The sequence below is a fragment of the Winogradskyella flava genome (assembly GCF_014243395.1).
Lineage (GTDB): Bacteria > Bacteroidota > Bacteroidia > Flavobacteriales > Flavobacteriaceae > Winogradskyella > Winogradskyella flava.
This window is the reverse complement of record NZ_JACLCP010000004.1, coordinates 69,046-81,039: the sequence shown is the minus strand read 5'-3', so window position 1 is coordinate 81,039 and position 11,994 is coordinate 69,046. Positions and strand designations below refer to the sequence as shown.

At 34.2% G+C, this 11,994-nt stretch carries 9 protein-coding genes; 1 reads left to right on the top strand and 8 read right to left on the bottom strand.

Annotation, left to right across the window (positions count from 1 at the left end; translation table 11 throughout):
- Positions 1-102 precede the first annotated feature (102 nt).
- The 5 genes from H7F21_RS13060 to rimO form a co-directional block, all read right to left on the bottom strand.
- On the bottom strand, positions 103-2,601 hold the full coding sequence (locus H7F21_RS13060) for a leucine-rich repeat domain-containing protein (RefSeq protein ID WP_185789746.1): 2,499 nt from the start codon (positions 2,599-2,601) through the stop codon (positions 103-105).
- 43 nt (positions 2,602-2,644) lie between these two features.
- On the bottom strand, positions 2,645-3,232 hold the full coding sequence (locus H7F21_RS13055; protein ID WP_185789745.1) for a hypothetical protein: 588 nt from the start codon (positions 3,230-3,232) through the stop codon (positions 2,645-2,647).
- A 145-nt stretch (positions 3,233-3,377) separates the two neighbouring features.
- Positions 3,378-4,115, bottom strand: coding sequence for a LytR/AlgR family response regulator transcription factor (locus H7F21_RS13050; RefSeq protein WP_185789744.1), 738 nt, complete (start codon positions 4,113-4,115; stop codon positions 3,378-3,380).
- A complete protein-coding gene (locus tag H7F21_RS13045; protein WP_185789743.1) occupies positions 4,115-6,304 on the bottom strand; it encodes a tetratricopeptide repeat-containing sensor histidine kinase in 2,190 nt (729 codons plus the stop codon). Before H7F21_RS13045 ends, H7F21_RS13050 begins: the two co-directional genes overlap by 1 nt.
- 184 nt (positions 6,305-6,488) lie before the next feature.
- Positions 6,489-7,793 carry a 30S ribosomal protein S12 methylthiotransferase RimO gene (rimO, locus tag H7F21_RS13040; RefSeq protein WP_185789742.1) on the bottom strand — a complete coding sequence of 435 codons (1,305 nt, stop codon included), beginning with the start codon at positions 7,791-7,793 and terminating at the stop codon, positions 6,489-6,491.
- A gap of 79 nt (positions 7,794-7,872) precedes the next feature.
- On the opposite strand from rimO, the gene H7F21_RS13035 reads away from it, so the two are divergent.
- The gene (locus H7F21_RS13035) at positions 7,873-8,946 is read left to right on the top strand and encodes a serine hydrolase domain-containing protein (RefSeq protein ID WP_185789741.1); all 1,074 of its coding nucleotides are present in this window, start codon (positions 7,873-7,875) and stop codon (positions 8,944-8,946) included.
- Here the strand turns inward: H7F21_RS13035 and H7F21_RS13030 are convergent.
- The 3 genes from H7F21_RS13030 to H7F21_RS13020 form a co-directional block, all read right to left on the bottom strand.
- Complete coding sequence (locus H7F21_RS13030; RefSeq protein WP_185789740.1) at positions 8,943-10,619, bottom strand: amidase family protein; 1,677 nt, start codon at positions 10,617-10,619, stop codon at positions 8,943-8,945. The two genes, H7F21_RS13035 and H7F21_RS13030, sit on opposite strands and share 4 nt — an antisense overlap.
- A gap of 105 nt (positions 10,620-10,724) precedes the next feature.
- Entirely contained in the window at positions 10,725-11,699 is a 975-nt protein-coding gene (ftsY, locus tag H7F21_RS13025) for a signal recognition particle-docking protein FtsY (protein WP_185789739.1), read from the bottom strand.
- Positions 11,700-11,838: 139 nt separating this feature from the next.
- On the bottom strand, positions 11,839-11,991 hold the full coding sequence (locus H7F21_RS13020; protein WP_008271041.1) for a DUF4295 domain-containing protein: 153 nt from the start codon (positions 11,989-11,991) through the stop codon (positions 11,839-11,841).
- Positions 11,992-11,994: the final 3 nt, after the last annotated feature.

Here is an 11,994-nt window from a genome sequence, read left to right as displayed (position 1 = left end):
ACCCTATTTGGGTCTGAATATTTAAGTTGCTAAAAAAAGCTCCAAGTATTCAAAACTTGGAGCTTTTTTTTTTTAGTTTCTTTATATTTTTAATGATAGTGACTAATAAAGCACAACCTTTTTAACAAGAGTTCCTTTATCAAAGTTGAGCTCTATAATATAAATACCATTGGATATTGCGTCTATGCCAATAGTACTTTCGGTACCTTCTTTTATTTTGGCGCCAGAAATACTATAAATGGTATAATTTTCTAATCTTACAGTATTAGATGTGATAACTTTTATTTCACTTGATGTTGTAATTACTTTTATATCATTTACAAGTTCAAAATCAGAAGTACTCAAAGATGCATCTTCAGTGACCGGATTAAAACCAGTCCATAAAGCTCCTGGATTTGTAACGTAAACATCCATAGTACCAGGAGGTATATGTAAATGAATATTAGAACGATCATTAGCAAAAGAGTCGGTAGTACCACCAGTACTAATTGTTGGAGGTGTTGTACTTTCTGAATAGACATCTGTCATTGGGTTATTTTCAAATGCAAGAAGGCCTATAGTTGTCACACTATCTGGAAAAGTAAGTGTTGTTAATTGATTATTTCTAAAGGCTACATTTTCTATTGTTGTAACTGTACTTGGTAAGACAATCGATGTTAGTTGATTATCGGCAAATGCGCCTATATCTATAATTTCTAAAGTGTTACCAAAGTCAACAGACGTTAATTGATTTCCTTGGAATGCTCCAATACCAACACTTGTAATATTATCTGGAATTGTGAGGGTGCTTAAATTATTTGTAGTAAATACATTATTTCCAATACTAGTCATATTACTAGAAAATACAACGCTTACAATATTATTACTTTGAAATGCGCTATCACCAACATCTGTGATACTATTTGGAAAAACAATATTTGTTAATTGATTACCAGTAAATGCACCTTGAGCAATAGTAATAACACCATCTGGAATATCAATACTGATTAAATTATTATTGCTAAGTGATTGTTGGCCGATACTAATAAGACTATCAGGAAATATCACACCTGTTAACCCTTTATTAATTAAAGAAGTATTGCCGATTGAAGTTACACTGTAGGTAATAAGACCATTGTTGATAGTAGATGGAATGTCCAATACGATCCCGCCATTAACCTCATCGTAATCGGTAACCATAGCAGTATTATTTGCTGTCGACGTTATTTGATAAGTTATGAAATCTGTAGTATAAGTATCTCCGACTATCAATTCTTCGGTCACTGAGTTAAATCCTATCCATTGTGAAGCAGCGTATACAGCTGTTGCGCCTGGCGCTATGTACAAGTCAATCCCACTGCGGTCAAAAGCAAACGTATCGTTAGTTCCTGTTGTTATTGTAGGTGGTGTAGCTGCCAAGGATGTAACACTTGTTAACGGGTTGTTTCCAAAACCTAGTAAACCAATTTCCGTTACACTACTCGGAAGAGTTACATTTGCTAAACTATTATCTACAAAAGCACCAATACCTATAATTGAAACATTCTCGCCAATATTAAGATTTACTATAGAATTAGTTGCGAAAGCAGTAGTTCCTAGAACTGTAACACTGTCAGGAACAATAACGTCTGTTAAGTTATTTAATTCAAACGCAGAAATCCCAATATTTGTAATGCTGCCAGGAATACTCACACTGTCGATACCTTTATTGTTAAAAGCATTGTCCCCTATCTCAGTAACATCATATGTATTTGAATTATGCATAACTGTGGCCGGAATAACAACCGAAGTACCACCATTTATAATATCATAATCTATAACTTCAACCATATCAGGTACCAGAGATATAATTTCATAAGTTATATAATCTATGATAAAAGTATCTCCAACTGCTAATGCACTTGCTTCAGTAACGGAGTTAAAACCTGTCCAAGTTGAAGCTGCATAATCACCTATTGTTCCTGCAGGTACAGTTAAATCAATCACACTGTGATTTCCAAAGCTATCACCCGATCCACTAGTTATTACAGGTGGTACTGTAGCTAAAGAAATAACACTATTTAATGGATTATTATTAAAGGCTTGAGCAGCTATAGAATTAACACTATCAGGAATTGTAACGTTTGTCAATTGATTTGTTGCAAAAGCGGCGAGCCCAATAGCAGTAAGACCATTAGAAAGTGTTATGCTATTTAATTGATTGTTTACAAAAGCATTACCACCAATACTTACTACACTATCTGGTATTGTTATCGTTGTTAGTTGATTAGTACCAAAGGCAAAATTAATTATAAATTGAACACTATTCGGAATTGTTACACTGGTTAATTGTTTATTGAAAAAAGAATCGATACCTATTTCTGTAACTGTATATGTATTGCCTGAAGCTGTATCTGTAACAGAAGCAGGAATGTTAACAACTGTACCACCGGCTTGATTATAATCTTGTGTTCTTACCGTATTATTTGCACTAGAGATAACCTGATATGTTATAAAATTTTCTGTAAACGTTTGCGAATAGCCTATTGAAGCCATTAATAAGGTAAATAAAATAAGTAGTTGTTTTTTAACCACGTAACATCTGTTATTAAAGTGTTCGCGAAAACATGTAAAGTTTTTCATTTTGTTTGATTTTAAGGTTAAAGTAAATTTGTTATAATTGATTTTAATAATCCATTTTAATAAGATCCCCATTTAGTGTATAGTAAAAACGGAATGTGGTGCCTCCATTATCTGGCTTGAGATTGATAATATATTCGGCTCTAGAAATATCTCCATTATCCGGAAAATTCAAAGACGCAATGCTCAAGGTTGGATTTTTAAGATCTTTATCGTCCTTAAGTTTTTGAACTGATTGTTCAACTAATCCACCTAATTGAGATAAACTAATGGTTTCGCCTAACTGAAACATATAATCGGTTGCTTTGGTGCCTTTAGGCACTTCTATGGTGATATCTGAATTTTGGGTCCAGGTATCTTGGGTTAAATTCCATTGCCCCATTTTTAAAGATTCGGGATCTTCTGTAACGGTTACTCCAATAATATTACCAATTGATTTATTATAGGTAATGGTTAAGTCCGTATAATAGGCGTTGTCACCAAACTTTTTTTTTAGCTCGTTTTCTATAGCTTTGAAGCCTTCTGAGGTTGCCGGCTGACTGTGCGTTCCACTGCTACAAGACACTAGTTTAAAAAACACTAGCAATACAAATAGTAATCCTACTCTGGTTAAGTTTGAAGATGAATTTTTCATAGTATTTATCTCTTAATAGGATAAATGTATATGAGTAGAGTAGATAAAAAAATAGAGAATCTATTTCTTGTAGGTACAAATAAATAATCGTGATGTTTTAAGAAATATCTGTAACAAAAATGAGTTTCAGCTGATATTTTTGTATTTAATCTGTGTTTATAGTTAAAAAAGCTTTTACAAATTGCTCTTTTTTTCTTGAAGAGACCGGTATTTTTTTGCCGTTTTTTAAATGAATAATTCCGGACTTGTCGTATTTATCTATAAATGATAAGTTCACCATAAACGATTGATGTGGCCGTGTAAAATTAGCCGTACTGAGTTGATCTTCAAAAGTTTTTAAGGTTTTTGAAACGACGTGTTTTTTACCATCACCGCAATAAAAAGACGTATAACCTTTGTCTGATTCGCAGTACATCAGTTCATTTAAATCTATGACCTGAAAAGTATCATGGAGCGATAAAATTAACTTGGATTCGTCATCGTTCCAAACGGATTTTGCAGTTTGTATTTGTTGTTTTTGTTTGGCAATAGGCAAATTTTTAACCTTTTCTAAAGCAAGCTCTAGGTCCTTTATATCTACTGGTTTTAGAATATAATCTACTGCTCCTATTTTTAATGCTTTAAGTGCGTACTCTTCATAAGCCGTAATAAAAATAATTTTAAAATCTAAGTTTTCTGTTTGTTCTAAAAAATCAAAAGCATTGCCATCAGTAAGATTAATGTCCAGAAAAATTAAATCTGGTTTGCAGGCGTTTGTGACTACTATAGCTTCTTTAACGGAGGCACATTCTCCAATGACTTCGATATCGCTTGCTATTGAACTTAATAAATTAAGTAGGCCTTTTCTAATATAGGATTTGTCTTCAACCAGTAATGTCTTCATTATACAGCATTTATTTTATGAGGAATAACCAAAGTCACCAATGTTCCTTTTTTATCATGTTTTGCTCTATCTTCGATAGTTACCGATCCTTCCATATTATAATCTTTGGATAGTACCTTTAAGCGTTCTGAAGTAATTGTCGTTGCTAGAGAATTTTTACTTTTATTATTAGTTGCTCTTTTAGAGTTAATTCCTATTCCATTATCTGCAATTGTACAAATCAACTTCTTATCTATATACATTAAACGAATGTCAATTTTTCGATCGTCTATTTGATTTACAAATGCATGCTCAATAGCATTTTCCACAAACGGCTGAATAAGCATTGGAGGAATTTCAAAAGATGGAATATCTATTGAATCCTCTACAAGTATAGTACATTTATAAGCATCATTCTCTAAATTCTGAAGGGCTAAGTAATCTTGAACTGCAGTTAGTTCCTGCGATAATAATACTGTTTTATCTCTCGAGTTTTCTAAAGTAATGCGCAATAATTTGGAAAATTTGGAAAGGTAATGCACCGACTTCTTTTCTTCCTTGTTTAAGATCATACCTTGTAATACGGACAGCGAATTAAAGATAAAATGCGGTGTCATTTGTGAGCGTAATAGCTTTTGCTCCATAATGGCGTTCTGTGTTTTTGATTTAGCGTTTTTAAGTTTTTGATAAAAAACTATAGCACCCAGCAGAATTGAAAGCAAAAGCACACCAATAACCGCTAATAAATAATTTCGTTGCGATTTCTCAAGATCTTGCGACGTAGTCTGTACCGTTTTGGTAAGTTTTAATTCTTTAATTTTCGCTGAGTCTAAGGCTTGCTTGTACTTATACTCATACTCTAATTGGGTAATTTTTTCTATGTTTTCTTTGTTGAAAATACTGTCATCTAGTCTTTTAAAGTGTTCATGACTTTGAAGGGCTTTTTCATAATTACTAGTTTTTTTATAGATTTTCGAAAGTAAATCATAAGCATTTTTTTCATGCACTAAATATTGATGTTTATTTGCAAGTTCAACCGCTATATTTGCATTACTTAAAGCCAACTCTTGATTATTTGTTTGTAAATAAACATCTGCTAAGCCCAAATGTGAATGAATCAGATCATGTCTTTTTTGACTAATAATGGTAATCTCATTAGCTTCTTTGTAATAATTTAAGGCTTTAGGGTAGTTTTTATTTTCAACATAAATGTGGCCTAGGTTAATTAGACAAATAGCCTCAAGACCTTGATCATTGATTTCTCTACTAAGTGCTAGAGATTCTTTAATAAGTATGGTAGCCTTATTATAGTCTTTTTTTTCAAGGTAAAGCCCTCCCATACTATTTTTAATAGCCATTACATTCCTTAAACTCTCTTGAGACTGTTTCATGCTCAATGCCCTATTGTACAAATCTAATGCCTTATCATAGTTGCCCTTTTGTTTATAAAGGTTACCGATATTATGAAAGGATATAAAAATACTAGAAGAATCTTTTGTTTTTTCTGCGGCTTCTAAAGACTTATTGTGATATGTCAAAGCAACAGGATAATTACCTTGATCCACATAAGCTAGGGCCATAGCATTCCAGCAATTAAGCATACCTGATCGATTATTATTTTCTCTAAAAATAGACAGTGCTTTTTCAAAATTGATAAAGGCATCTTCATAGTTCCCTAAATCCGCATATAAACTTGCGATATTGTGGAGGTAATTAGGAATGTTTTCCTTTATTTTCAATCTCTTTTCAAGAGTCATTGCTTTTTGGAAATATCCAATGGCTTTTGGTAAATCACCTTGGTAATGATAAAGTACGCCCAAAGCATTATTACATCCTGCCAAACCTTTCAAATAATCTAAAGAGATGAAAATTTCAATCGCGGCATTAAAGTTGTCTATGGCGGCATTATAGTTATCAAGTTGCACATAAGAAATGCCTTTCATATAATGACTTTGCCCCTTGCCCTTGATCGAATTTATTTCATCTGCTAAACTAGCAGCCCTCTCGGCATAATCTAATGCTTCTTCCGTATGATTTAAATAGTTATAGTACGCTAAATCATTAAGAATCTGCATACGAATAGTATCTTTTTCAGTATGAATTTGCAACTCAAACTTAAGACTATCAATAACCTTATTCTGAGCAATAACTACTGAGCTAAAAATTAAAATAGAAAGAAGTAAAAGTGATTTTAAAAAGTTCATTCGCATAATCATACTATTTATAAACAACAATTACATAATTAATTGCCGCTAAAAGATATAAAGATGAGAAATAAAGTATAAAAATCTACAAACTGATAAACCAGAATCAATATTCGTAGAGTTTCAATCCATATTCGTATTCGAGATGGTAAGTTGAAAGATCTTTAATTAAATAAGACTTAATTTGATTTTAGCTAATGACCTCACCATATAAGTCAAAGTCTTCAGCTTCAATAACTTTTATCGTAGCAAACTCGCCTGTTTTCAAATAAGTCTTAGTAGCATCGATCAACACTTCGTTATCGACATCTGGAGAATCATATTCTGTACGACCCACAAAATAATTACCCTCTTTGCGATCAATGACTACTTTAAACTCCTGCCCTATTTTTGCATGGTTCAACTCCCATGAAATTTGAGATTGGATTTCCATAATCTCATTAGCACGTTGGATTTTAACATCCTCGGGCACATCATCTTCAAGATTGTAAGCATGCGTATTTTCTTCATGCGAATAGGTAAAGCAACCTAAGCGCTCAAAACGCATTTCCTTTACCCAATCCCTAAGGGTTTCGAAATCTTCTTCGGTCTCACCAGGATAACCAACAATCAATGTGGTTCTAATAGTCATTTCTGGAACCTTAGCTCTAAACGCTTTAAGTAATTTTGTAGTCTTCTCTTTAGTTGTTCCACGACGCATACTCTTCAAAATAGAATCAGAAATATGCTGTAAAGGAATATCTAAATAATTACAAATCTTTGGTTCTCGATTCATAACATCTAAGACCTCCATTGGAAATCCTGTCGGAAAAGCATAATGTAATCGAATCCATTCAATACCATCAACCTTTACTAGATGTTCTAGTAATTCAGCAAGGTTACGTTTTTTGTAAAGATCTAGTCCATAATAGGTTAAATCCTGAGCAATTAGGATCAGTTCCTTAACACCATTAGCAGCTAACTTCTCTGCTTCTATAACAATCTCTTCAATTGGTGTGCTCTTATGCTTTCCTCGCATTAAAGGAATAGCACAGAAACTACATGGTCTGTCACAACCTTCTGCTATTTTTAAATAGGCGTAATTCTTTGGAGTCGTTGTTAAACGCTCGCCTATTAATTCGTGCTTATAATCCGCACCAAGTGCTTTTAAAAGGCTTGGCAGTTCTGTAGTCCCAAAATATTGATCGACATTTGGAATTTCTTTTTGTAAATCCGGTTTATAGCGTTCACTTAAACATCCTGTTACAAAAACTTTATCCACCTCACCATCTTCCTTTTTTTGCATATACTCAAGAATCGTATTCACACTTTCTTCTTTCGCATTATTTATAAATCCACAGGTATTAATAACCACTACATTGCCTTCTTGCTCATGAACCACATCCTTACCACTAGCTTTTAACTGCCCCATCAATACTTCGCTGTCGTAAATATTTTTACTGCAACCAAGTGTGACAACATTAATGCGATTCTTTTTAAGTGTCTTAGTTCTCATGTTTTATAAATAAGTTTGCAAAGATACAACGTAAATTAAACCTTTATTATATTTAAGGGTCTTAAATAAAACTTTTATCATGAAAACCATACGATTAACCTACTTAATCTTGAGCTCTCTTATTACTTTTTCATGTTCATCTAACGATGATGCGATTGAGCCTAATCCTGAAGAATCCCTGTATTTCCCACCGATAAATTCTGATATATGGGAAACTAAAACAGTTACGGAATTAAACTGGAATCAAGACCAATTACAATCATTATTAGATTTTTTAGAGCTAAAAAATAGCAAAAGTTTTATCATTTTACACGAGGGGAAAATTGTCGTAGAGGAATATTTTGATGGACACACCAATACGTCGCCTTGGTATTGGGCAAGTGCTGGTAAAACATTAACTACTGCTGTTACAGGAATTGCCCAAGAAGAAAGGTTGCTAAATATAAATGACAAAGTATCAGATCATATAGGTACAGGTTGGACTAGTGCTCCACTAGAAAAAGAAGATTTAATCACCTGCAAGAATTTACTATCTATGAATTCTGGTTTAGATGACAGTTTAGGTGATAATATTTCACCATCTAACCTTCAATATATTGCGGACGCTGGTGACCGTTGGGCATATCATAACGTTTATGCAAAACTTCAGGATGTTGTTTCTGCAGCAAGTAATCAATCGTGGTCCAATTATTTTAATGTTAAATTAAAAAATAGAATCGGAATGACAGGTTCGTGGATTCAGAATAATGATTTTAATGTTTACTGGAGTACCACACGGAGTATGGCTAGATTCGGGCTATTAATTTATGCCGATGGAAAATGGGAAAGTGAACAATTATTACCTTCTGATTATTTAAACGACGCTACTAATACATCGCAAAATTTAAATGAATCATATGGCTACATGTGGTGGTTAAACGGAAAGTCGAGTTATAGACTACCTCAAACACAGATTCAATTTAACGGTTCTTTAGTTCCTAATGCTCCTATTGATATGTATTGTGCATTAGGTCGAAATGATCAGAAAATCTATATAATACCTAGTAAAAAATTGGTTGTTATACGCATGGGTAATGCCGCAGATGATGACAATTTTGCATTATCTGATTTTGATGACCAATTGTGGTTGCGTATTAATGCCTTAATCGACTAATTATAATCTTTTGGAGCTACTCTGGCCTTTGAGGCTTGTTCGTAAACATAGGCCCATTCTAACAATTGCTTTTCTTGGAGTCGTCTTCCAATAAAGGTCAGACCTTTTGGGACACCCTCTCCTGTATAACCCATAGGGACCGTTAGAGCTGGATATTCTGCGACTGCAGCAAACGCAGCGTGTCTATTGTTAATAGATAAAAAGCCATCTAAATTATGAGCTTTCATTGGTACATCAAAATACTGCTTTCCATTTGTGCTTAAGGTGTCCTTTACACGCTCTAGATAATTGGCATCTCCAGTATCGTCTGCAATACCTTGAAATAACTTTTGTCCATAAGGCATGACTTTAAGTGAGTCTTTTAAGTTAAAATCTATAACGTCTGAGACTGTTCTTAATGAAATATCCTTATTTGCATAGTTGTCCATATACGCCGGTAAATCTTTTTTCATATCTAAATTCAACAGTCTAATAAAATTAGGTAATTCTAATTTTTCCTCTTCAATTTCTACAATTTCAGCACCTTGTTGCTTTAAAACACTCAGCGCATTAGCATACAATGTGTCTTCCAAAAAGCGTTTTGGCGCTCCAAAACGTTTGCCTTTAAGGCTAGTACTCTTTAAGTCTTTCGTATAAAAGCCAGATTCCCACATAATCATAAACGATTTTTCATCGGATTGGTCTTCACCAAAAATAGCGTCCATAACAATGGCGTTATCCATCACCGTTCTTGTTATTGGTCCTGCGGTATCCAAGGTCGAAGAAATTGGAACAATACCACTGCGACTCACTAAACCTATAGTGGGTTTTAGTCCAACCACCGAATTCTGACTTGCGGGCGATAAAATAGAACCTGCGGTTTCACTTCCGATAGTTGCTGCAGCAAAATTAGCCGAAGCTGCTACACCACTTCCAGAACTAGAGCCACCTGTGTCAATAATACGTCGTCCATAAGGGTTTAAAGTCTGACCACCAACTGCGGAATAGCCACTTGGGCAATCACCGCAAAAGAAATACGCCCATTCACTCAGGTTGGCTTTACCCAAAATCAAAGCACCTTTAGATTTTAACTGCTTTACGATAAAAGCATCATCTACCATATTATCTTTTAAAGCTACCGCACCAGCAGTTGTTACCATTCCTGAAGCATTGATATTATCTTTAAGTAAAATTGGCATGCCAAAAATTGGATGGATCGCATTTGAATTATCGTCAGTATCAAGCTTCTGAGCTTCCTTTATTACATCTGGGTTGATGGCAATAACTGAGTTTAAGGATAGTGGATTTTCACGATCAAACTTCCTAATGCGATACAAATAGAACTTCGTTAACTCTTGATAATTGAATGTTCCATCTGCGATATACTTTTGAAGTGCTGGAATATCCTGTTCCAAAATCAAAGGCTTTAAGCGCTCATACTCTGCTTCTGTGAAGTCTTCGAGTTGTGGGTTAATTTCAGACCAAATCTCTGAATTGGTTAAATTTTTCGAATCCAATACCTTGAACTCCCTAAAATCCTTTGTTGAGATGGCACTTAAGTCAGAATCATTATCAGCTTCTGCGTTGTCAATATCAGTTTCGGATGTTTCTTTGGACGTCTTAGAATCTGAAGTTGTAGTGTTTTTGCATGAAAAAACAAAAAGGAAAGTAAATAGAAAGATAATATATCGCATGGTTAGTATTTTCTATAAAAATACGAAACCAGTTACAAAAAGAAGACATCAGAGGTTTCAAAATCTGTGGGGTCTAAGAATTATTACAAAGCTGTTTCTCTGTGATTATTTAAAAAAAGAATCCACAAACTCATACTTATTAAAAACTTGTAAATCTTCAATACCCTCACCTACACCAATATATTTTACTGGAATTTGAAATTGATCGGAAATACCTATGACGACGCCACCTTTTGCTGTTCCGTCTAATTTGGTTACCGCTAAAGATGTTACTTCAGTCGCTGCCGTGAACTGTTTGGCTTGTTCAAAGGCATTCTGTCCAGTAGAACCATCAAGCACTAACAATACATCATGTGGTGCGTCACCGACGACCTTTTGCATGACACGTTTTACTTTGGACAACTCGTTCATTAAGTTCACCTTATTATGTAAGCGACCAGCAGTATCTATAATAATAACATCAGCGTCTTGATTAACACCAGATTGCAAGGCATCAAAAGCGACAGAAGCCGGATCAGAGCCCATTTCTTGTTTTATCATTGGTACATCTACACGATCTGCCCAAACTTGCAGTTGATCTATTGCAGCTGCCCTAAAGGTGTCTGCAGCGCCTAAAACAACGTTGAGACCTTTCTTTTTAAACTGATAAGCCAGCTTACCAATAGTTGTAGTTTTTCCAACTCCATTAACACCAACGACCATTAGGACATAAGGCGTTTTTTTACCATTATCTTGAGCTGGCAACTCTGGAATTGTATAATCGGTATCTTCCCCAGAATTTGTTTCCGATAATAAGCCTGCTATTTCTTCCCTAAGAATTTGATTGAGTTCAGAAGTACCAAGGTATTTATCTTTAGCAACACGCTCTTCAATGCGTTCTATAACTTTAAGTGTTGTATTAACGCCAACATCGCTAGTCACTAAAACTTCTTCAAGATTATCTAAAACGTCGTCATCTACCTTAGACTTTCCTGCAACAGCTTTATTTAATTTATTGAAAAATGAAGATTTAGATTTCTCTAAACCTTTATCTAAGGTCTCTTTCTTTTCAGAAGAGAATATTTTTTTAAAAAAACTCATATTACTTATTTGGTTGGCTAAGTACAAGAACCTTGCCCAATTGGTTAGCTGCTAAGTTGTCATGTTAGCATCCAAATATAGCCATAAAAAAACTGCTTTCAAATGAAAGCAGTTTCATAAATCTACATATAAATGTAGCTTATTTTTTGTTTAAAAAGTCATTGACAAATTCTGGCGCCATAACTGACTCTACAAACATGTAGGCTCCAGTTTTTGGTGATTTCACCATTTTAATAGCTTTTGTCAAACGCTTTGATCCTGTCTGTAAAGACGCTACTGATTTCTTTGCCATGAT